This is a genomic window from Microterricola pindariensis (assembly GCF_002936985.1).
Classification (GTDB): domain Bacteria; phylum Actinomycetota; class Actinomycetes; order Actinomycetales; family Microbacteriaceae; genus Microterricola; species Microterricola pindariensis.
The window spans coordinates 1-19,813 of record NZ_MPZN01000005.1; the positions used below are offsets into that span (position 1 = coordinate 1).

Genomic DNA, 19,813 nt, shown 5'->3' on the forward strand with positions numbered 1-19,813 from the left:
GAGGAGCAGGCGCTGCTGCTGCGCGCGGTCGACTCCTCGTGCCCGCTGCGCGCCGCGACGACATGCCATTCGCCGCCCGCGGTGGTGATCGGCGTCGACAGCACTTTCGTTGCCGGAACACCCAACTGCGCGGTCGACGCGCCACGCCGAGGACTTAGCGGCCGCGCCGGCGTGACCCTGCTCGACACCGCCGACAGTCTCCCCGGCCTACTACGTGATCGGGAGGCCCGCGAATGCGGCCGGGAACCGCAAGCACGCCGACGCCACGCTACACCAGGAATTCCAATCTCCCCTACCGCACTCTAGTCTGCCCGTACCCACTGCAGGCTGGGGGTTGAGCCCCCAGATTTCACAGCAGACGCGACAAACCGGTCGGGCAGGTCTTCATCGGCTACCTGATGTCGCTTCTCTACGTGTTCGTGCTGAAGAAGTCCTCGAACATCGCGGGGGCGGGCGGGGCCTGCGGGGCGCCGTAGTCGGGCGCGGGCGGGGCGGGAGGCGTCACCGGAGCGGCCGGGGCCTCTGGGGCGGTGAACTCGGGGTTCACGGGCGGGGTCGGCTCGTTCGGCGGGACGGGAGGCTGATTCTGGTCTGTCATGATGGAGCCCTTCTGATCAACAGTGCGGGCCTCGTGCAGCCTCACGGTCACTGCGGAACTTGCGCGCATCGGGCAGCGGAGCCACCGGAATCCGGGCACAACTGGCGATGCACTCGCAATCCTAGCGCCGATGGTTCCGGAACGAGTGGACTTCCCAGCGAGAGGAAGGGCGTTCAGCGCACCTGGATCTCGGTGACGGGCAGTGTGGAGTCGGCGCCGAAGTCCAGCGAGCTCGGCTCATTGCCGGCCATGATCAGCTGTGCCCCGAGCGCGGCGATCATCGCACCGTTGTCGGTGCAGAGGCTGAGCGGCGGTATGCGCAGCTCGATGCCGGCGGCAGCCGTCCGCTCCGCCGCGAGCTCGCGCACCCGGGCGTTGGCGACGACGCCGCCGCCGAGCAGCAAGCGGGGAACGCCGTAGTCGGCGCAGGCGGCGATCGCCTTGCCGAGCAGCACGTCGACGACCGCCTCGCGGAAGCTGGCCGCGACGTCGGCCACCGGCACCTCCTCGCCGGCATCCTGGGCCTTCTCGACCCACCGCGCGACGGCCGTCTTCAACCCGGAGAAGCTGAAGTCGTAGCGGTGCTTGGCCATGTCCTTGGGCAGGGTGAGCCCGCGCGGGAAGCGGATCGCCTTCGGGTTGCCCGCCGCGGCGAGCCGGTCGATGTGCGGGCCGCCGGGGTAGGGCAGGCCGAGCACCCTGGCGACCTTGTCGAAGGCCTCCCCTGCCGCGTCGTCAATGGTCTCGCCGAGCAGCTCCACGTCCCCGGTCAGGTCGCGCACGAGCAGCAGCGAGGTGTGCCCGCCGGAGACGAGCAGCGCGATCGTCGGGTACTGCAGCGGCTCGGAGGCGCCGTCCGCGCCGGTCGCGAGCAGGTCGGCCCCGACGTGGCCGACGAGGTGGTTGACGGCGTAGATCGGCTTGTCCAGGGCGATCGCGAGGGCCTTCGCGGCGCCGACGCCGACCATCAGGGCGCCGGCCAGGCCGGGGCCGCTGGTCACGGACACGGCGTCGATCTCGTCCAGGCGGATGCCGGCCTCGGCGAGCGCCGCATGGATCGCCGGGCTCATCTCCTCCAGGTGGGCCCGTGCAGCGACCTCGGGCACGACGCCCCCGTAACGGGCGTGCTCGTCCATCGAGGAGGCGATGACGTTGGCCAGGAGCGTGGTGCCGCGCACGATGCCGATGCCCGTCTCATCGCAGCTGGTCTCGATGCCGAGCACGAGCGGGTCGGTGCGGTTCAGTGGGGTGTGCGACGGGGTTGTGTGCGACGGGGTTGTGTGCGACGGGGTTGTGTGCGACGGGCTGCTCACGAGTTGGTCTCCAGCGGGGTGGTGGTGTTCGGGCTCGGCTCGGCCAGGGCGGCCTGGGGCGCGGGGATGTTCAGCCGCATCACGATGGCGTCGACGTTGTCTGGCTTGTAGTAGCCGCGGCGCACGCCGAGTTCGGCGAAGCCGAGCGAGGTGTAGAGGTGGATGGCGCCGGGGTTGTCTGCGCGCACCTCGAGGAACACCTCGCGGGCGCCCCGGGCCCTGGCCTCGTCGATGAGGCGCAGCATGAGCACCCGGCCGAGGCCGCGGCCCTGCGCGGCGGTGCTGACCGCGATGGTCTGGATGTCGGCCTCCGGCGCCCCGCGCGGGGCGAGCAGACCGGCGTAGGCCTCGATCTGCTCCGGCGCGTCGGGCGGGAAGGCCACCAGGTAGTAGCAGTGCGGGTCGGCGACGTCGCGGGCCATGGCATCCGTCGACCAGGCGTCGCTCGGGAACATCGCGTTCTCGATCGCCATGATCGCCGGCACGTCGGCCAGGCCGGCCCGGCGCAGCTGCCAGGTCACCGGGTGACCCGCTTGGGGCCGTTGGACGGCGTGACGTCGGGCGAGCGCAGGTAGAGCGGCTCGTCGGCGGTGAAGGGGCGGCCGGCCGCGAAGCTCAGCTCGGCGACCATGCCGAGGGCGCCGGCCGAGATCTCGGCGGCGTCCAGCCGCTCGAATGCACCGTCGAATGCGTCGAACGCGTCGAGGGCCAGGGCGGGCAGGGCGTCCGGCTTGGCCAGGCCGGGGCCATCCAGCCGCACCGGCAGGCCGAGCTCGTCGACGCCGGAGTAGGCGCTCCAGTACACCTCACGGCGGCGGGCATCGGTGACGACCAGCAGCGGGGCCGTGCGCGCGCCGGCAACGCCGGCGGCCTCGGCGGCGAAGTGCGCGAACGCGATGGCGTCGTGGCTGACGATGGGCACGAGCGGCCGGCCGAGCGCGAGCGCGAAGGTGCGCGCGGCGGCGATCCCGACCCGCAGGCCGGTGAAGGGGCCGGGCCCCATCCCGGCGACGACGCCGGAGAGCTCGGCGCGGGCGACCGCCGACTCGTCGAGCACGGCCTGGATCATGCCGCCGATCACCTCGGCGTGGCGCATGGTGTCCACCTCGGAGCGCTCCGCGAGGATCCCCCGGTCACGGTCGACGATGGCGACGCTTGTTCCTGCGGAGGTATCGATCGCGAGAAGCATCCCTCCAGCCTACGCGCTGGGCTCCGCGCCGGGCTCCGCGTCCGCGGTGCCGGCATGCTCGGCGCCCGCATGCTCGGTGCCCGCATGCTCGGTGCCCGCATGCTCGGTGCCCGCATACTCGGTGCCCGCCCAGCGCGGGCCGAAACCGGCGATCGTCACGGTGCGCGGCTCGTCGGCGTCCGACTCGGCGTCCGACTCGGCGTCCGACTGCTCGTCGCCCGCCCCCATCGGCCGCTGCAGCCGCAGCTCCAGCCACGACTCGCTCACCCCGTCGAGCATGCCGGCGCCCCACTCCACCACGACGACGGAGTGCGCGTAGTCGATGTCGAGGTCGTCGAGCTCCATCGGGTCGCTCAGCCGGTAGGCGTCCACGTGCACGAGGGCGGGGCCGCCGACGACGCTCGGGTGGGTGCGCGCCAGCACGAACGTCGGGCTGGTCACGGTGCCGCGGATGCCGAGGCCCTCGCCGAGGCCGCGGGTGAACGTGGTCTTGCCCGCTCCGAGCGGCCCGTCCAGCACCAGCAGGTCGCCGGCCCGCAGCTCGGCGGCGAGCGACAGACCGAACGCGTGCATGCCCTCGGCGGTCGGGATGCTGCGGGTGATCACCGGATGCTCCGCGGGACGCGCTGGCCGATCCTGGTGACGATCTCGTAGTTGATGGTGCCCGCGGCATCCGCCCAGTCCTCGGCGCTCGGCACGCCGCTGCGGGGGTCGCCGAACAGCACGACCTCGTCGCCGACCTGCACGGGGGCGTCGCCGACGTCGACGATGAACTGGTCCATCGCCACGCGCCCGACGATCGGGTGCTGCGCGCCGTTGATCGACACGGAGGCCCGGCCGGAGGCTTGGCGCGGGATGCCGTCGGCGTAGCCGAGCGGAACGAGCGCGAGGGTGGTCTCCCGCTCGGCCCGCCAGGTGTAGTCATAGCTCGCCGCAGTGCCTGCTGTGACCCGGCGCACGGCGGCGACCCGGGCGGCCAGGGTCATGACGGGGGTGAGCTCCAGGCCGTCCGGCAGCCCGTCGCCCCAGGGCGAGAGGCCGTACAGGCCGATGCCGATGCGCACCATCGTGTACCGCGCGGCCGGCTCGGTGAGTGCGGCGGCGGTCGCCGCGATGTGCAGCAGCGCGGGGTTCAGGCCCGCCCGGCGGGCGGCGGCGATGCCCGTGTCGAACTGCGCGCACTGGGCGGCGTCGGCCTCGGCCGAGGCGTTGGCGAGGTGGCTGAACAGCCCGTCGACGGTGATCGCGCCCGCGAGCTCCGCCGTGCGGGCGGCGGCGAAGACCGCTGCCCAGTCGGACTCCGGCAGGCCGTTGCGGCTGAGGCCGCTGTCGAGCTTGAGCTGCACGGATGCCGTGCGCGACAGGGCGGCCGCGGCATCCGCGACCTGGCGCAGCTGGGCGGCCGAGGAGATGCCGAGGCCGACCCCGGCCTCGATCGCGGCGGAGAAGTCGGCGTCCGGGCCATGCAGCCAGGCGAGCAGCGGCGCGGTGATGCCGTTCCGGCGCAGCTCGAGCGCCTCGCCGATGTCGGCGACGCCGAGCCAGTCCGCCCCGGCCTCCTGTGCCGCCGCTGCGACGGCGACGGCCCCGTGCCCGTAGGCGTTCGCCTTGACAACGGCCATCACGCGCGGAGCCGTGTCGACGCCGCGGCCGACGAAGGCGCGCACGGCGGCCAGGTTGCCCCGCACCGCGTCCAGGTCGATCCGGGCCGAGCGGAAGGAGCCCTCCGCGCGCTCGCTGCCGCTGGTGCGCGGGGTGTCGGTCATCTGATGTGTGTCGTTCATGTCGTTCATATCGTTGATGGCGTGCCGGCCTCCGCGATGACGAACGCGGTGGCGATGCCGGCGTCGTGGGTCATCGAGAGGTGCACGCGGTTGATGCCGCGCGCGGCGGCCTCGGCGGCCGTCGCGCCGTGCAGCGCGAATCCGGGGTTGCCGTGCTCGTCGTTGACGACCTCCATGTCGTGCCAGCGCAGGGTGCCCGGGCCGCCGAGCGCCTTGATCAGCGCCTCCTTCGCGGCGAACCGGGCGGCCAGCGACGAGGCGGAGCGACTCCGTTCGCTCTCAGCGAACAAGCGCTCGAGGAGCCGCGGGGTCCGCGCGATGGCGCGCTCGAACCGGGCGAGGTCGACGACGTCGACACCGATTCCGATGATCACTGTGCCTCGCCTTGCTCTGGCCGCTTTCGCACGCCGCTAGCCGCGCCTACTCAACCGTGACGGACTTGGCGAGGTTGCGCGGCTGGTCGACGTCCAGGCCCTTGGCGATGGAGAGCTCCATGGCGAAGATCTGCAGCGGGATGACGGCCAGCAGCGGCTCGAACAGGGGTGCGGCCAGCGGGATGTGCACGACCTCGTCGGCGAAGGGAAGCACGGCGGCGTCGCCCTGTTCGGCGATCGCGATCACCCGGGCGCCGCGGGCGCGGATCTCCTGGATGTTGGAGACGACCTTCGGGTGCAGGCTCGCGGAGCCGCGCGGGCTCGGCACGACGACGAAAACGGGCTGGCCGGGCTCGATCAGCGCGATCGGGCCGTGCTTGAGCTCGCCGGCGGCAAAGCCCTCGGCGTGGATGTATGCGAGCTCCTTGAGCTTCAGCGCGCCCTCCATGGCGATGGGGAACCCGACGTTGCGGCCGAGGAACAGCACGGAGCGGGTGTCCGCCATCCAGTGCGCGAGCTGCGCGATCGAGGCGCTGGACTCCAGCACCGTTGCGATCTTCGCCGGGACGGCGATGAGCTCGGCCACCTGCACGGCCTGCTCGGCCGCGCTCAGCGTGCCGCGCACGCGAGCCAGGTGCAGGCCGAAGAGGTAGAGGGCGGTGATCTGTGCCACGAAGGCCTTGGTGGATGCCACGGCGACCTCCGGGCCGGCGTGCGTGTACACGACGGCATCCGACTCGCGCGGAATCGTGGCGCCCTGGGTGTTGCAGATGGAGATCACGCGGGCACCGGCCTCGCGGGCGTACTTGACGGCCATCAGCGTGTCCATGGTCTCGCCGGACTGGCTGATCGAGATGACGAGGGTGTCGTCGGTGATGACGGGCTCGCGGTAGCGGAACTCGTGGCTCAGCTCGATGGTCACGGGCACGCGCGCCCACTTCTCGATCGCGTACTGCGCGGTCATGCCGGCGTAGGCGGCCGTGCCACAGGCAATGATCACGATGCGGCGGATGCCGGCCAGCACCTCGTCGCCGAAGGCCGTGAGCTCCGGGACCACGACGGCGTCGCCGACGATGCGGCCACGCAGCGTGTTGGCGACGGCGTCGGGCTGCTCGGCGACCTCCTTGGCCATGAAGCTGGACCAGCCGCCCTTGTCAGCCGCTGCGGCATCCCACTCCACCTGGAAGGTCTCCATCTCGACGGGGGCCCCGGCGAAGTCGGTGACGGTGACGGACTCGGGGGTGATCGCGACGATCTGGTCCTGACCGACGGCCATGGCGGTGCGGGTGTACTGCACGAACGCGGCCACGTCGGAGCCGAGGAAGTTCTCGCCGTCGCCGATGCCGATCACGAGGGGCGAGTTGCGGCGGGCACCGACGACGAGGTTCGGCTCGTCGCTGTGCAGGGCGAGCAGGGTGAAGGCGCCGTCGAGGCGTCCGACCGTGCTCTGGAAGGCGGCGCGCAGATCGCCGGTGGCGCGGTACTCGCGACCGAGCAGCGCAGCGGCGACCTCGGTGTCGGTCTCGCTGGTGAAGCTGTAGCCCTCGGCCAGCAGCTCGGCCTTGAGCTCGGAGAAGTTCTCGATGATGCCGTTGTGGATCAGCGCCAGCTTGCCGTCGTCGCCGAGGTGCGGGTGCGCGTTGACATCCGTCGGCCCACCGTGGGTGGCCCAGCGGGTGTGGCCGATTCCGGCGCGGCCGTCGCCGATCGGGTGCGCGGCGAGCTCGTCGGTGAGCTTGACCAGCTTGCCGGACTTCTTGGCAACGCCGAGCTCGCCATGGTCGTCGATCACGGCGACACCGGCCGAGTCATAGCCGCGGTACTCCAGTCGTCGCAGCCCGCCAACGAGTACCTCGAGGCTCTTCTTGTCACCGACATATCCAACGATTCCGCACATGAAGCATGATTTTAGTGGAGTTAATCCTGAAAGAGCAGGGCATGGCTCGATGGGGGCGCCGCGGTACACGTAAACTCGGGGGCTATGGCCGAGCAGCGCAACCAGAATGGCAACGGCCACAACTCACCGTTTGTGGAGCTGGAGCGAGCGGATTGGGCCGAGCTGGCCTCCTCCACCCGCCTCCCCCTGCAGGAGACCGAACTGGTGCAGTTGCGCGGTTTGGGCGAGCCGCTGAACCTCGCCGAGGTGACCGATGTCTACCTGCCGCTCAGCCGCCTGCTCAACCTCTACGTCGCCGGCACGCGCCAGCTGCACCGGGCCACGAGCGACTTCCTCGGCGAGCGGGCGGCGACGACGCCGTTCGTGATCGGCGTCGCCGGTTCCGTCGCCGTCGGCAAGTCGACGATCGCCAGGCTCCTGCGCGAGCTGCTCGCCCGCTGGGAGGACACCCCCCGCGTCGAGCTGGTCACCACCGACGGATTCCTGCTGCCCAACGCCGAGCTCGAGCGCCGCGGCCTGATGTCGCGCAAGGGCTTCCCCGAGTCCTACGACCGGCGGGCGCTGCTGCGCTTCGTCAGCGAGGTGAAATCGGGCGCTCCAGAGGTCAAGGCACCCTTCTACTCGCACCTCAGCTACGACATCGTTCCGGACGCACAGATCACCGTCCGCCAGCCCGACGTGCTCATCGTCGAGGGCCTGAACGTGCTTCAGCCGCCCGCCCCCGGGCACCGCCTGGCCGTGAGCGACCTGTTCGACTTCACCGTGTACGTCGACGCCCGCACCTCCGACATCGCGCGCTGGTACGAGGAGCGGTTCCTCAAGCTGCAGCGCGGCGCGTTCAGCAACCCGAAGTCCTACTTCCACCGCTATGCCGAGCTCTCGGAAGACGAGGCCCGCGCCCGCGCCCGCGGCATCTGGCAGAGCATCAATGAGCCGAACCTGTTGCAGAACATCCGGCCGACGCGCTCCCGCGCCACCCTGGTGCTGCGCAAGGACTCGGACCACGCCGTCTCCAGCGTCCTGCTCCGCAAGCTCTAGCGGCAGACCCGCCCCGCCCGTCAGCCCATGCGTCCGCTCGTTGAGCTACGCGCCCGCTCGATGACCCACGCTTTTGCTGGGTGAGCCTGTCAAAACCCCTCAGCCGTTCTGCGGATGCGGTCCGCGACACGCCGCCACAACCCGGCGAATCGCCGTCTCACGGCCGGCGCATCCGCAATCCGGCAGATGCGCGGCCCGGACGCCGGCAACGACCGTGCCCGCGAAGCCGCTCAGGGCTTCGGTCGCTGGCGCTCCCTCCAGCCGACGGGGAGGTCCGACGGCCGGCCCGAAAACGCGTGCGGCAGCGGAGGGGTTGCGGCTGTCGAACAGTGGCAGGAAGGCCGGACCCCACACGTCGACAACGCAGCCAGTCTGCGGCTCGGAGGGGGCCAGCCTTCTTCGTCAGCGTTTGAGCTAAGGAGCAAGCCCCGCCGCCCGCGGAAACGGGAGCGGGGTTTCGACAAGCTCAACCATCGGAAGAGGTGTTCACACAGCGCAAACAACGCACACAGCGGAGGCTGCGCACCCAGCGGAAGCGGGGCAGTAGCTAGAGCGGGAGACGCTCGCGCACGACGTCGGCGAGGCTGTGGGCGAGCCGGTCGGCGGTGGCCTGGTCGGCCGCCTCCACCATGACACGCACCATCGGCTCGGTGCCGGATGGTCGCAGCAGCACGCGCCCGGTGTCACCCAGCTCGGCCTCGGCGGCACGCACGGCCTCCGCGATGCCCTCGTCACCGTGCATGGCGGTGTGGTTGACGCCGCGCACGTTCACGAGGATCTGCGGGAACACCGTCATCACGCTGGCGAGCTCGGCGATGGACTTGCCGGTGCGAGCCATCTCGGCCACCAGGTGCAGGCCGGTCAGCACGCCGTCGCCGGTCGTCGCGTACTCGGTCATGATCACGTGGCCGGACTGCTCCCCGCCGAGCGCCAGCTTGTCGGCGTTCAGCTCCTCGAGCACGTACCGGTCCCCGACCTTGGTCTCGACCATGGTGATGTCGTTGGCCGCCATCGCCTTGCGCAGGCCGAGGTTGCTCATCACCGTCGCAACGAGGGTGTCCTTGGTGAGGTGGCCGCGCTCCTTCATCGCCAACGCGAGGATGGCCATGATCTGGTCGCCATCGATGATGTTGCCCTCGTGGTCGACGGCCAGGCAGCGGTCCGCGTCGCCGTCGTGGGCGATGCCGACGTCAGCGCCGTGCTCGAGCACGGCCTTGGCCAGGTTGTCGAGGTGCGTGGAGCCGACACCGTCGTTGATGTTCATGCCGTCGGGGTCTGCGCCGATCAGCGTCACGGTGGCGCCTGCCATCGTGAACACCTCGGGCGAGACGCCGGATGCCGCGCCGTGCGCGCAGTCGAGGACGACGTGGATGCCCTCGAGGCGGTTCGGCAGCGTGCTGAGCAGGTGCAGGACGTAGCGGTCCTCGGCATCCGCGAACCGGCGGATGCGGCCGACGTCGCCGCCGGTGGGCAGCAGCACCTCCTTGTGGAGGTAGTCCTCGATGCGGTCCTCGACCTCATCGGGAAGCTTGGTGCCGCCGAAGGCAAAGAACTTGATGCCGTTGTCGGGGGCGGGGTTGTGCGATGCGGAGAGCATCACACCGAAGTCTGCGCCGATATCGGCGATCAGGAAGGCCGCGGCGGGAGTGGGCAACACCCCGGCGTCGAGAACATCGACGCCAGAGGAGGCGAGTCCGGCCGAAACGGCGGCGGTGAGGAACTCACCGGATATGCGCGGGTCGCGAGCGACGACCGCGACGGGCCGACGCCCGGAGGCGGCGCGTTCTTCTGCATGGTGCCCCTTGGTGAGCACCGCGGCAGCGGCCTGGGCGAGGCCCAGGGCCAGGTCAGCCGTGAGTTCACGGTTGGCCAGGCCCCGGACGCCGTCCGTGCCAAAGAGTCGAGGCAAAGCCTGATACTCCCTGTGAAACGCCGGTTAGCGCTTCGAGAACTGCGAGGCCTTGCGGGCCTTCTTGAGACCAGCCTTCTTGCGCTCGATGACGCGTGCGTCACGAGTGAGGAAGCCGGCCTTCTTCAGGATCGCGCGGTTGTTCTCGCGGTCGATCTCGTTGAGTGCACGCGCGATGGCGAGGCGCAGTGCGCCAGCCTGGCCCGAGGGGCCGCCGCCGGTGACCTTGGCGACCACGTCGTAGGCGCCGACGAGGTCGAGCACCTTGAAGGGGTCGGTGATGAGCTGCTGGTGCAGCTTGTTGGGGAAGTACTCGGCGAACTCGCGCTTGTTCACGCTGAGCGTGCCCGAGCCGGGAACGAGGCGCACGCGGGCGATGGCCTGCTTGCGACGGCCGACGGCTGCGCCGCCAACGTTCAGCACGGCGCGGGGAGCCTTGGGGGCTGCCTCGGCCGGCGTCTCGGTGGAGTAGCTCTCCGGAGCGTCAATCTGGTCTGCGATCGTAGCCACGATGGTGGTAATCCTTTGTCTTAGAAGTCGAGAAGTCTGGGGCCGAGGTGCTCTACTGAGCGACCTGGGTCAGGGTGTACGGCACCGGCTGCTGCGCGGCGTGCGGGTGCTCGGAGCCTGCGTAGACCTTGAGCTTCTTGAGCTGAGCGCGGCCGAGGGAGTTCTTCGGCAGCATTCCGCGGATCGCCTTCTCGACGGCGCGCTCGGGGTTCTTCTCGAGCAGCTCGGAGTAGGTGACAGCCGTCAGTCCGCCCGGGTAACCCGAGTGGCGGTAGGCCTTCTTCTGGTCGAGCTTGGCGCCGGTGAGGGCGACCTTGTCGGCGTTGATGATGATGACGAAGTCACCCATGTCCATGTGGGGGGTGAAGGTCGCCTTGTTCTTGCCGCGGAGGATCACTGCGGCGTGGCTTGCGAGACGGCCGAGAACGACGTCAGCTGCGTCAATGATGACCCAGCTGCGCGAAACTTCGGAAGCCTTCGGGGTGTAAGTGCGCGTCACTGTAGTGGCTGCTTTCTGTGTCGAACGGAGGTGTTCGTGAATCCCGCTCCGGGCGTGTTCCAGATGGAACACAAACGATGGAGGGCTCACGTTCGGGGGCCCGGCCAGCTAGCCGAGACACCAAGGATCAATACTAGACGGTCGGAGGCCTGCAGGCAATTCGCCCGGTGGATCGCCGGGAGCGCTTCGCGGGCGGATGCCGCTCCTAGAGCGCGCGGTGGGCGCGCGTCTCGGCGGCCCGCAGCGCGAGGGCGGCGTCATCCGGGTAGCCGACCTGGGTCAGTACGAGCCCGCGGGCGGGCATCACCTTGAACGCGGCGGTGCGCTCCCCCGCGTCGCGCAGCTCGAGCAGGCGCTCGACGCTCATCCGGCCCTCGCCGACCGCGACGCAGCCGCCGACGAGCGCCCGCACCATGCTGTGGCAGAAGGCATCGGCCTGCAGCGAGGCGACGAGCACGCCGTCGTCGTCGCGCCGCCAGGAGAAGGTCTGCAGGGTGCGGATGGTGGTGGCCATCGGTTTGGGCTTGCAGTAGGCGGCGAAGTCGTGCAGCCCGCAGAGGGCCTGCGCCACCTGTTCCATCGGGGCGATGTCGTGCCGGCCGGGCAGCCACGTCGTCCGGGTGCGCTGCAGCGGGTCGCGCAGCGATTCGGCGTCGGCGATGCGGTACTCGTAGCGGCGCCAGAGCGCGCCGAAGCGGGCGTCGAAGCCCTCCGGGGCGATGCTCGCCGCCGTGATGACGATCTCGCCGCGCTGGCCCAGGATGCCGTTCAGGCGCCGCGCCAAGGCCGCGGCGGCGTCGGTGTCGGCCGCTCGCGCGTTCCGACCGCGCGGCGGGCGGAGCAGGCTGTCGGCCTGCTCCGGGCTGAGGTCGAGGTGCGCGACCTGGCCGGTCGCGTGCACACCGGCATCCGTGCGTCCGGCGACGGTGAGCCGAGGAATGGGCGGATTCCGCTGCAGGATCGTGGCCAGCGCCGACTCGATGTCGCCCTGCACGGTGCGAAGGATGGGCTGAATTCCCCAGCCGTTGAAGTTCGTTCCGTCGTAGGCGATATCGAGGCGGATGCGGACACCGTCCGCCTGAAACTGCTCACTCACGGCATCAAGTCTATGAGACGGCCGAATCTCAGAAGACCGAGACGAGGGCAAGCCGCCGCTCCCCCGCCCGGAAGCCGAGCCGCTCGTACAGGGTGTGCGCCTGGGTCGGGCTGTCCGCGTCGACGTCGAGGATCGCCAGCTCCAGCCCGGCGTCCTGGGCGGCACGGAGCGTTGCGGCGATGCAGGCCGGCGCGATGCCCCGGCCGCGGTGGCTCCGCACCGTCCCGATCCGGTCGATGTACACGCTGCGGAGGCCCCGGGCGTTCCCGTCGTCCTCGTTGACGCTGGCCAGGGAGAAGCCGACGACGCGCGTTCGCGGACGGCCGCCGTCCCCCGCCTCGTCGACGACCGCCAACCAGGAGAGGTCGGGCCGGAACACCTCGCCGGTGATCCAGCGCTCCCACGACTCCGCGGCCTTGGGCTGGTTGCCCCAGTGGTCGCGGAACGCGTCGTTCCTCGCCTCCAAGGCACCTGCGGAGAGCTCGGCGGTGAACGGCACGATGCGCACGCCGCTCGGCGCGGGCAGGGCGGGGATCGCGACGTCGAGCCCCCGGCGCATGGTGCTGAAGTAGCGGGTCACTCGCAGCCCGAGCCGGAGCGCCACCGAGATAGCGCCCCGGCTGGCCTCCTCGCGGAACGCGGTGATCCAGCCGGGCAGGCGGGCATCGGATGCCGCGAGCCGCTGCAGGGCGCGGCCGTGTTGCCAGGCCATCAGCTCCCGGCCGATGCCGTGCTCGCGCCAGAGCGGGTGCACGCTGCCCAGCAGGTACACCTGCACCCGCTCGCCGGCCCCGGGCGCCTCCGCGACGACGCCGTACGCCAACACGGTGCCGTCGGCGCCGAGCGCCACCAGCGTGTCTCTGGCCGCATCGATGTGCGCGGCCCGGAGGTTGCCCGCGATCCACTCGCGCGTGGTGAACCAGTCGGGGTGGTCGGCCTCGTCGACCGCGCGCTGCAGGACGGCGATGCCGTCCAGGTCGTCCAGCGATGCGGGCCGCCAGAGCGCCACCTCCGGGTGCCGCGGCATCCGCAGCTCGGCCGGGGCGCTCACCCGCTCGCTCAGGGAGGAGAGTGACCGGGGTGAAAGGGACGTCGACGTGGCCGTGGCGTTCATGCCTTCCACCCTAGGCCAGCCCGCCGGCCGGTCTCCCGGGGCCGCACGGCCCGGGCGGCGGGCACGACGAAGGGCCCCGGACAGTGTCCGGGGCCCTTCGGCTGAATCAGGTGAAGCGAGGCGCCTTATTCGGCGGCCTTCTCCTCGGCCGGAGCCTCGGTGGCCTCAGCCTCGGTGGCCTCAGCCTCAACGACCTCGACGGTCTCCTCGGCCGGGGCGACGGCCTCGGCCGGTGCCTCGACGGGAGCCTCAGCAGCTGCAGCAGCAGCGGCCTTCTTGGCCGACTTCGGCTTGGCGACGACGGGCTCGAGAACGAGCTCGATCTGCACCATGGGGGCGTTGTCACCCTTGCGGAAGCCGAGCTTCGTGATGCGGGTGTAGCCACCCTCACGCTCTGCAACCTGGGGGGCGATCACGGTGAACAGCTCGTGCACGACGGTCTTGTCGCCGATGCTGGCCAGGACGCGACGACGTGCGTGCAGGTCGCCCTTCTTGGCGAAGGTCACAAAGCGCTCAGCAACGGGCTGCAGGCGCTTGGCCTTGGTCTCCGTGGTCTTGATCGACTTGTGCGTGAACAGGGCGGCAGCCAGGTTAGCGAGCATGAGGCGCTCGTGTGCCGGACCGCCTCCGAGGCGGGGGCCCTTAGTAGGCTTAGGCATTTTCTATGTCTCCAGTATCAAATGTGGTGGGAAGCTCTGCGACGAGCCGCGGGTAGCGCGAAACGCTAGTTGGTCTCGTCTTCGAAGCCGCTGTAGAAGTGGGCGCCGTCGAATCCAGGAACGGAGTCCTTGAGCGACAGGCCGAGCTCTACGAGCTTGTCCTTGACCTCATCCACCGACTTCTGTCCGAAGTTGCGGATGTTCATGAGCTGGGTCTCCGAGAGGGCGACCAGTTCGCTCACGTTGTTGATGCCCTCGCGCTTCAGGCAGTTGTACGAGCGCACCGAGAGGTCGAGGTCTTCGATCGGAATCGACAGCTCGCTCGAGAGGACGGCGTCGACGGGAGCCGGGCCGATCTCGATGCCCTCAGCAGCGGTGTTCAGCTCGCGGGCGAGGCCGAACAGCTCGGTCAGCGTACGACCAGCGGATGCGATTGCATCGCGCGGGCTGATGGCCGACTTGGTCTCGACGTCGACCACGAGGCGGTCGAAGTCAGTGCGCTCACCGGCACGAGTTGCCTCGACGCGGTAGGTCACCTTGAGAACGGGCGAGTAGATCGAGTCGACCGGAATCTGGCCAGCCTCGGAGTACTCGTTGCGGTTCTGCGTCGCGGACACGTAGCCGCGGCCGCGCTCGATGGTGAGCTCGAGCTCGAACTTGGCGGTGTCGTTGAGCGTCGCAATGACGAGCTCGGGGTTGTGCACCTCGACGCCGGCCGGAGCCGAGATGTCGGCGGCGGTGACCTCACCGGCGCCCTGCTTGCGCAGGTAAGCGGTGATGGGCTCGTCGTGCTCGCTCGAGACGACCAGACCCTTGATGTTCAAGATGATCTCGGTGACGTCTTCCTTCACACCGGGAACGGTGGTGAATTCGTGGAGAACGCCATCAATGCGGATGCTGGTGACAGCAGCGCCGGGGATCGAGGAAAGCAGGGTGCGGCGAAGCGAGTTGCCGAGGGTGTAACCGAAGCCGGGCTCGAGGGGCTCGATAACGAACCGCGAGCGGAATTCGGAAATGTTCTCTTCGGTAAGCGTTGGACGCTGTGCAATAAGCACTATTGATTCCTTTCGGCTAAGTGTCCGCTATATGACACTTGCGTTGTCGACCGGGTAGCTGGCCCGGCGTTGTTGAATTGTGTAAGGAACTGTCCACGGCCCGAGCCTGCCGGGCTCCCCGAGGAGGGCCAGGCAGGCTCAGGCTAGGACGAAGAGTGCGTTATACGCGGCGACGCTTGGGCGGGCGGCATCCGTTGTGAGCCTGGGGCGTCACATCGTTGATGGAGCCAACCTCGAGGCCCGCGGCCTGAAGCGAACGAATCGCCGTCTCGCGACCCGAACCCGGGCCCTTGACGAAGACGTCAACCTTCTTCATGCCGTGCTCCTGCGCCTGACGCGCAGCCGACTCGGCGGCGAGCTGTGCGGCGAACGGGGTCGACTTGCGCGAACCCTTGAAGCCGACGGCGCCCGACGATGCCCAGCTGATAACAGCTCCGCTGGGGTCGGTGATCGAAACGATCGTGTTGTTGAAGGTGCTCTTGATGTGGGCCTGGCCCACAGCAATGTTCTTCTTTTCTTTCTTGCGTGGCTTACGTGCGGCCGACTTGGGTGCTGCCATGATTTCTCCTGAATCCTAGAGGGGAGGTCGCTGGCCGGGGCCTAGCGAGCCTTCTTCTTGCCGGCGACGGTGCGCTTCGGGCCCTTGCGGGTACGAGCGTTGGTCTTGGTGCGCTGTCCGCGCACGGGCAGGCCGCGACGGTGGCGGATGCCCTCGTAGGATCCGATCTCAACCTTGCGGCGGATGTCGGCGGCGACCTCGCGGCGAAGGTCACCCTCTACCTTGAAGTTGCCCTCGATGTAGTCGCGAAGTGCAACGAGCTGGTCGTCGCTGAGGTCCTTGACGCGGATGTTTCCGTCGATCTCGGTGTCAGCGAGGGTCTTGAGCGCACTCGTGCGCCCAACACCGTAAATGTAGGTCAGTGCGATCTCCACGCGCTTTTCGCGCGGGATGTCTACGCCTGCAAGACGTGCCATGGTGGCTTCTCCTGTGGATGAGTGGAGGTGTGGTGCATTCCCGGTGCCACGGCCTCCAACCGTGGGTGTCCCCTGGGCGTCAGACGCTCAGGTTCTTGGAAATGCGTTGCGGTGTTGAGTTGTGTATCTGCCCCGTGAAGGAGGAGAGACTAGCCCTGACGCTGCTTGTGGCGCGGGTTGCTCTTGCAGATGACCATGACGCGGCCGTTGCGGCGAATCACCTTGCAGTGCTCGCAGATCGGCTTAACGCTGGGGTTGACCTTCATTGTGGTTCCTTGTTTTTTCGCTGTCTTCGTACTCGCGGGATGCCGCGAGCCGTTACTTCCAGCAGCCCGTTACTTGTAGCGGTAAACGATCCGACCACGGGTCAGGTCGTAGGGGCTCAGCTCCACAATCACGCGGTCCTCTGGGAGGATGCGGATGTAGTGCTGACGCATCTTGCCCGAGATGTGGGCAAGAACCTTGTGTCCGTTGGTGAGCTCTACGCGAAACATCGCGTTGGGCAGAGCTTCTACCACCGAGCCCTCGATTTCGATGACGCCGTCTTTTTTGGCCATAGCCTCTTCGTCGCTACTAAGTAATGGATGCTGATCGTGCGTTTGTTCCGGTGTTTTCGACCAGCTGGGAACAGCTAACTGAGGCACGCAAAACGTGCACAAAACACCAAGGGTCAATCTTATGCGATGAGCACGGATTTTGCCAAGTCAGGGGGTATCATTCCCGAACTCTGCTCGTCTGTGCGCTCAGCGGATGCCGTCGGCGTAGGCCCGGGCAGCGGCGTGTGCCTCTGCGGCTCCGTCGGCGGACAGCGCCGCCTCGGCCAGGGCCGCGGCCTGCGCGGAGTCGAAGCGGAGCAGCGAGGCCCGCACGTCGGCGATCGCAGCGGGCGACATCGACAAGGTGGTCGCGCCGAGGCCGACGAGCACGACGGCCAGCAGCGGATCGGCCGCGGCCTCGCCGCAGATCCCGACCGGCTTGCCGCTGGCCCGGCCGGCCGCTCCCACCTCGGCGATCAGGCGGAGCACGGCGGGGTTCCACGGGCTTTGCAGCGCGGCGACGGTGCCGAGCAGGCGGTCGGCGGCCAGCGTGTACTGGGTCAGGTCGTTGGTGCCGATCGACGCGAAGTCGCTCGCCCGCAGGATCCTGTCAGCCAGGAGCGCGGCGGAGGGCACCTCGACCATCACACCGGCCACCCGGATGCCGAGCTCGTGGGCGAGAGCGCTGAAGTACTCGGCCTCCTCCACGGTGGACACCATGGGAGCCATCACCCAGAGATCGGCGTTGGTCTCCGCATCGGCGGCGGCCAGCGCGCTTAGCTGATCGCGCAGGATCTCCTCGTGGGCGCGCAGCGCGCGAATGCCGCGCAGCCCGAGCGCCGGGTTGTCTTCATGCCCGTCGTCCAGGAAGGCGAGCGGTTTGTCCGCTCCGGCGTCGAGCACGCGCACGACGACCTTCTTGCCGTCGAACGCCTGCAGCAGGCGGCCGTACTCGAGCTGCTGCTCTGCGACGGTCGGCGCGGTCGCCGCGTCGAGGAAGAGGAACTCGGTGCGGAACAGCCCGACCCCCTCTGCGCCGGCGGCCAGCGCGGCGCCCGCGGCGTCCGCGGAGCCCAGGTTGGCCAGCAGCGGCACCGGGGTGCCGTCGGCGAGTGCACCCGGGGTGAGCGGTGCGCTGAGGCGGGCGGCCCTCGCGGCGCGCCTGGCCTCGGCATCCGCCAGCTCCTGCGGGGTCGGGTCGGTCACCAGCAGGTCGTTCTCGGCGTCCACGATGACTTCGTCGCCATCGCGAAGCACGCTCGCCCCGTCGGCGGCGACAATGGCGACGATGGCCTTGTCGCGGGCGAGGATCGCGGTGTGCGAGGTGGGCCCTCCCCCGATGGTGACGAGGGCGAGCACCTGCTCGAGGTCCAGCGTGGCGGTGTCGGCCGGGGCGAGGTCGCGGGCGACGAGGATGAACGGGTGGCCGGGGTCTGGCACACCGGGCGCCGGCTGGCCGAGCAGCTCGGCGATGACGCGCTGCGAGACGTCGTCGACGTCGGTGGCGCGCTCGGCCATGTAGCCGCCGAGGGCGAGGAGCTGGGCGCGGTAGGCGGCGTAGGCCTCGTGCACGGCGCGCTCGGCCGTCTTGCCGGCGTCGACGCGCGCATCGAGGTCGCTCTCCAGCATCGGGTCCTCGGCGAACATGGCCTGGGCTTCGAGCACCTCTGCTGCCGCGCCGCCCGCCTGCTCGCCGCGGCGGCGGAGCTCGGCGGCGACCGCGGCCAGTGCCTCTGCCGCGCGTGCCTTCTCCGCCGCGGGGCTCAGTGCGCTGGGCCTGTCCACCGGCTCCGGCAACGGCTCGGGCATGCGCACAACCCTGCCGATCGCGATTCCGCTTCCAATGCCGGTTCCGCTGACGTTCATGCGCCTACCCTAACCGCTCGGCCCGATGATGTGAATCGATGGCGGTGATCCCCGCTCAGATGCCGAGCGCGTCGCGGAGCCGGGCCACGTGCCCGTTCGGGTCTACCCGGTACTCGAGGCTCTGCAGCACACCGTCTGCGTCGATGACGGCGGTTGTGCGGAGCAGCCCCTCTGAGATCTGGCCGTCGCGGGTCTTCTGGCCCCATGCTCCCCACGCCTTGGCGACGCGGGCGCCCTCGTCCGAGAGCAGGGGGAAGCTCAACCGCTCCGTCTCGGCGAACTCGCTGAGGCGCGCCACCGGGTCGGGTGACACCCCCAACACTGTGTAGCCGGCACCCTGGAGGCTCGCCAGGTTCTCGCGGAAGTCGCAGGCCTCGGTGGTGCAGCCCGGGGTGAACGCCGCCGGGTAGAAGTAGAGGATGACGGCCCCGCCGCGGTAGTCGCTGAGCGCCCGTCGCATGCCACGCGCATCGGTCAAGACGAAGTCGGGAGCAGGCTCCCCCGGGACGGGCAGTGCTGCAGGACTTGTCATGATCGTGCTTCGCTAGGGAATCGGGACGGGAACCACGCCGAGCGGCGCGAGCTTCGCAGCACCGCCGTCGACGGCGGTGAGCACCCAGATGCCGCCGCTGTGCACGGCAACGCTGTGCTCCCAGTGCGAGGCGTCGCTGCCGTCCTCGGTGGTGACGGTCCACTCGTCGTCCTGGGTGAACGTGTCGATGTCTCCGGCGACGACCATCGGCTCGATGGCGACGACGAGTCCGGGCTTGACCTCCGGGCCCTTCTGGCGCACCCGGTAGTTGAACACCGGGGGCTCCTCGTGCATGCTGCGGCCGATGCCGTGGCCGATGTAGTCGGTCAGGATGCCGTACGGCTCGTCGCGACCGGGCGCCGGATTGGCCTCGACGTAGCCCTGCACCGCGTCGCCGACCTCGTTGAGGTGGCGGGCGCAGGCCAGGCGGGCGATGCCGGCCCAGAGCGAGCCCTCGGTGACATCGGAGAGGTGCTGCCGGGCGGCGACCAGCTCGGGTCGGCTCGGGTCAGGGACCACGACGGTGAAGGCCGAGTCGCCGCTCCACCCGGCGACGTCGGCGCCGCCGTCGACGGAGACGATGTCGCCGGGTTCGAGAGGGCGGCTGCTCGGGATGCCGTGCACGACGTCGGCGTTCACCGAGATGCACAGCGTGTGGCTGTAGCCGGGCACCATCTGGAAGTTCGAGACCCCGCCGGCCGCGATGATCGCGGCCTCGGCGATGGCGTCGAGTTCAAGCGGGGTGATGCCCGGGCGGATGCTGTTGCGCACCGCGTCGAGGCCGGCGGCCGTGACCAGGCCGGGCGCCACCATCTGCCGGAGCTCGGCGGCTGACTTGTAGATCGAGGCGCGACGGAATCCCACGGAGA

24 protein-coding genes are annotated in these 19,813 nt (G+C 69.6%); 1 reads left to right on the forward strand and 23 read right to left on the reverse strand.

Annotated elements, in window-relative coordinates; genetic code table 11:
• From GY24_RS17995 to glmS, 9 genes are all read right to left on the reverse strand, one after another.
• Positions 1-188, reverse strand: a 188-nt coding sequence (locus GY24_RS17995) for a hypothetical protein (RefSeq protein ID WP_233279155.1), incomplete at its 3' end; no start/stop codon positions are given.
• 221 nt (positions 189-409) lie between these two features.
• A complete protein-coding gene (locus GY24_RS02530) occupies positions 410-598 on the reverse strand; it encodes a hypothetical protein (RefSeq protein ID WP_104474238.1) in 189 nt (62 codons plus the stop codon).
• A 173-nt stretch (positions 599-771) separates the two neighbouring features.
• Positions 772-1,842: a tRNA (adenosine(37)-N6)-threonylcarbamoyltransferase complex transferase subunit TsaD gene (gene tsaD / locus GY24_RS02535; RefSeq protein WP_104474309.1), complete on the reverse strand. Its 1,071-nt coding sequence runs from the start codon at positions 1,840-1,842 to the stop codon at positions 772-774.
• A 65-nt stretch (positions 1,843-1,907) separates the two neighbouring features.
• Positions 1,908-2,432, reverse strand: a complete 525-nt coding sequence (gene rimI, locus GY24_RS02540; RefSeq protein WP_233279156.1) for a ribosomal protein S18-alanine N-acetyltransferase — start codon at positions 2,430-2,432, stop codon at positions 1,908-1,910.
• Complete coding sequence (gene tsaB / locus GY24_RS02545; protein ID WP_104474239.1) at positions 2,429-3,100, reverse strand: tRNA (adenosine(37)-N6)-threonylcarbamoyltransferase complex dimerization subunit type 1 TsaB; 672 nt, start codon at positions 3,098-3,100, stop codon at positions 2,429-2,431. The genes rimI and tsaB overlap by 4 nt, the downstream gene beginning before the upstream one ends.
• Before the next feature lie 9 nt (positions 3,101-3,109).
• Positions 3,110-3,706: a tRNA (adenosine(37)-N6)-threonylcarbamoyltransferase complex ATPase subunit type 1 TsaE gene (gene tsaE, locus GY24_RS02550; RefSeq protein ID WP_324778090.1), complete on the reverse strand. Its 597-nt coding sequence runs from the start codon at positions 3,704-3,706 to the stop codon at positions 3,110-3,112.
• Positions 3,703-4,866, reverse strand: a complete 1,164-nt coding sequence (gene alr / locus GY24_RS02555; protein WP_104474312.1) for an alanine racemase — start codon at positions 4,864-4,866, stop codon at positions 3,703-3,705. Before alr ends, tsaE begins: the two co-directional genes overlap by 4 nt.
• Positions 4,867-4,889: 23 nt before the next feature.
• Positions 4,890-5,258, reverse strand: a complete 369-nt coding sequence (locus GY24_RS02560; protein ID WP_104474240.1) for a holo-ACP synthase — start codon at positions 5,256-5,258, stop codon at positions 4,890-4,892.
• A gap of 46 nt (positions 5,259-5,304) precedes the next feature.
• Positions 5,305-7,155 carry a glutamine--fructose-6-phosphate transaminase (isomerizing) gene (gene glmS, locus GY24_RS02565; RefSeq protein WP_104474241.1) on the reverse strand — a complete coding sequence of 617 codons (1,851 nt, stop codon included), beginning with the start codon at positions 7,153-7,155 and terminating at the stop codon, positions 5,305-5,307.
• Between the two features lie 84 nt (positions 7,156-7,239).
• On the opposite strand from glmS, the gene coaA reads away from it, so the two are divergent.
• Positions 7,240-8,193: a type I pantothenate kinase gene (coaA, locus tag GY24_RS02570; protein WP_104474242.1), complete on the forward strand. Its 954-nt coding sequence runs from the start codon at positions 7,240-7,242 to the stop codon at positions 8,191-8,193.
• Positions 8,194-8,740: 547 nt separating this feature from the next.
• Here the strand turns inward: coaA and glmM are convergent.
• The 14 genes from glmM to map form a co-directional block, all read right to left on the reverse strand.
• Positions 8,741-10,102, reverse strand: a complete 1,362-nt coding sequence (gene glmM / locus GY24_RS02575; protein ID WP_104474243.1) for a phosphoglucosamine mutase — start codon at positions 10,100-10,102, stop codon at positions 8,741-8,743.
• Positions 10,103-10,129: 27 nt separating this feature from the next.
• Positions 10,130-10,612, reverse strand: a complete 483-nt coding sequence (rpsI, locus tag GY24_RS02580; protein WP_083363075.1) for a 30S ribosomal protein S9 — start codon at positions 10,610-10,612, stop codon at positions 10,130-10,132.
• A gap of 52 nt (positions 10,613-10,664) precedes the next feature.
• Positions 10,665-11,111, reverse strand: coding sequence for a 50S ribosomal protein L13 (rplM, locus tag GY24_RS02585; protein ID WP_104474244.1), 447 nt, complete (start codon positions 11,109-11,111; stop codon positions 10,665-10,667).
• Positions 11,112-11,316: 205 nt separating this feature from the next.
• Positions 11,317-12,207, reverse strand: a complete 891-nt coding sequence (truA, locus tag GY24_RS02590; RefSeq protein WP_104474245.1) for a tRNA pseudouridine(38-40) synthase TruA — start codon at positions 12,205-12,207, stop codon at positions 11,317-11,319.
• A 28-nt stretch (positions 12,208-12,235) separates the two neighbouring features.
• Positions 12,236-13,321, reverse strand: coding sequence for a GNAT family N-acetyltransferase (locus GY24_RS02595; RefSeq protein ID WP_104474246.1), 1,086 nt, complete (start codon positions 13,319-13,321; stop codon positions 12,236-12,238).
• Between the two features lie 125 nt (positions 13,322-13,446).
• Complete coding sequence (rplQ, locus tag GY24_RS02600; RefSeq protein ID WP_104474247.1) at positions 13,447-13,980, reverse strand: 50S ribosomal protein L17; 534 nt, start codon at positions 13,978-13,980, stop codon at positions 13,447-13,449.
• Between the two features lie 65 nt (positions 13,981-14,045).
• Positions 14,046-15,035: a DNA-directed RNA polymerase subunit alpha gene (locus GY24_RS02605; RefSeq protein ID WP_083363070.1), complete on the reverse strand. Its 990-nt coding sequence runs from the start codon at positions 15,033-15,035 to the stop codon at positions 14,046-14,048.
• A gap of 160 nt (positions 15,036-15,195) precedes the next feature.
• Positions 15,196-15,594, reverse strand: a complete 399-nt coding sequence (gene rpsK, locus GY24_RS02610; RefSeq protein ID WP_047405459.1) for a 30S ribosomal protein S11 — start codon at positions 15,592-15,594, stop codon at positions 15,196-15,198.
• A 41-nt stretch (positions 15,595-15,635) separates the two neighbouring features.
• On the reverse strand, positions 15,636-16,010 hold the full coding sequence (gene rpsM, locus GY24_RS02615; RefSeq protein ID WP_047405457.1) for a 30S ribosomal protein S13: 375 nt from the start codon (positions 16,008-16,010) through the stop codon (positions 15,636-15,638).
• Between the two features lie 149 nt (positions 16,011-16,159).
• Positions 16,160-16,276: a 50S ribosomal protein L36 gene (gene rpmJ / locus GY24_RS02620; protein ID WP_047405455.1), complete on the reverse strand. Its 117-nt coding sequence runs from the start codon at positions 16,274-16,276 to the stop codon at positions 16,160-16,162.
• Between the two features lie 69 nt (positions 16,277-16,345).
• Positions 16,346-16,567 carry a translation initiation factor IF-1 gene (gene infA / locus GY24_RS02625; protein WP_021759551.1) on the reverse strand — a complete coding sequence of 74 codons (222 nt, stop codon included), beginning with the start codon at positions 16,565-16,567 and terminating at the stop codon, positions 16,346-16,348.
• 186 nt (positions 16,568-16,753) lie between these two features.
• Positions 16,754-18,412 (reverse strand): phosphoenolpyruvate--protein phosphotransferase, encoded by a 1,659-nt coding sequence (gene ptsP / locus GY24_RS02630; protein WP_104474248.1) that lies wholly within the window; start codon positions 18,410-18,412, stop codon positions 16,754-16,756.
• A gap of 55 nt (positions 18,413-18,467) precedes the next feature.
• Positions 18,468-18,944 (reverse strand): peroxiredoxin, encoded by a 477-nt coding sequence (locus tag GY24_RS02635; protein WP_104474249.1) that lies wholly within the window; start codon positions 18,942-18,944, stop codon positions 18,468-18,470.
• A gap of 12 nt (positions 18,945-18,956) precedes the next feature.
• Positions 18,957-19,808, reverse strand: a complete 852-nt coding sequence (map, locus tag GY24_RS02640; protein WP_104474250.1) for a type I methionyl aminopeptidase — start codon at positions 19,806-19,808, stop codon at positions 18,957-18,959.
• Between the last annotated feature and the right edge of the window lie 5 nt (positions 19,809-19,813).

Coding starts and splice junctions, on each gene's coding strand:
- rplQ (WP_104474247.1), bottom strand. CDS start 13,980: ATGCCTAAGCCTACTAAGGGCCCCCGCCTCGGAGGCGGTCCGGCACAC.
- infA (WP_021759551.1), bottom strand. CDS start 16,567: ATGGCCAAAAAAGACGGCGTCATCGAAATCGAGGGCTCGGTGGTAGAA.
- GY24_RS02595 (WP_104474246.1), bottom strand. CDS start 13,321: ATGAACGCCACGGCCACGTCGACGTCCCTTTCACCCCGGTCACTCTCC.
- rpsK (WP_047405459.1), bottom strand. CDS start 15,594: ATGGCAGCACCCAAGTCGGCCGCACGTAAGCCACGCAAGAAAGAAAAG.
- ptsP (WP_104474248.1), bottom strand. CDS start 18,412: ATGAACGTCAGCGGAACCGGCATTGGAAGCGGAATCGCGATCGGCAGG.
- GY24_RS02530 (WP_104474238.1), bottom strand. CDS start 598: ATGACAGACCAGAATCAGCCTCCCGTCCCGCCGAACGAGCCGACCCCG.
- glmS (WP_104474241.1), bottom strand. CDS start 7,155: ATGTGCGGAATCGTTGGATATGTCGGTGACAAGAAGAGCCTCGAGGTA.
- GY24_RS02635 (WP_104474249.1), bottom strand. CDS start 18,944: ATGACAAGTCCTGCAGCACTGCCCGTCCCGGGGGAGCCTGCTCCCGAC.
- alr (WP_104474312.1), bottom strand. CDS start 4,866: ATGACCGACACCCCGCGCACCAGCGGCAGCGAGCGCGCGGAGGGCTCC.
- rpsM (WP_047405457.1), bottom strand. CDS start 16,010: ATGGCACGTCTTGCAGGCGTAGACATCCCGCGCGAAAAGCGCGTGGAG.
- rpmJ (WP_047405455.1), bottom strand. CDS start 16,276: ATGAAGGTCAACCCCAGCGTTAAGCCGATCTGCGAGCACTGCAAGGTG.
- coaA (WP_104474242.1), top strand. CDS start 7,240: ATGGCCGAGCAGCGCAACCAGAATGGCAACGGCCACAACTCACCGTTT.
- tsaB (WP_104474239.1), bottom strand. CDS start 3,100: ATGCTTCTCGCGATCGATACCTCCGCAGGAACAAGCGTCGCCATCGTC.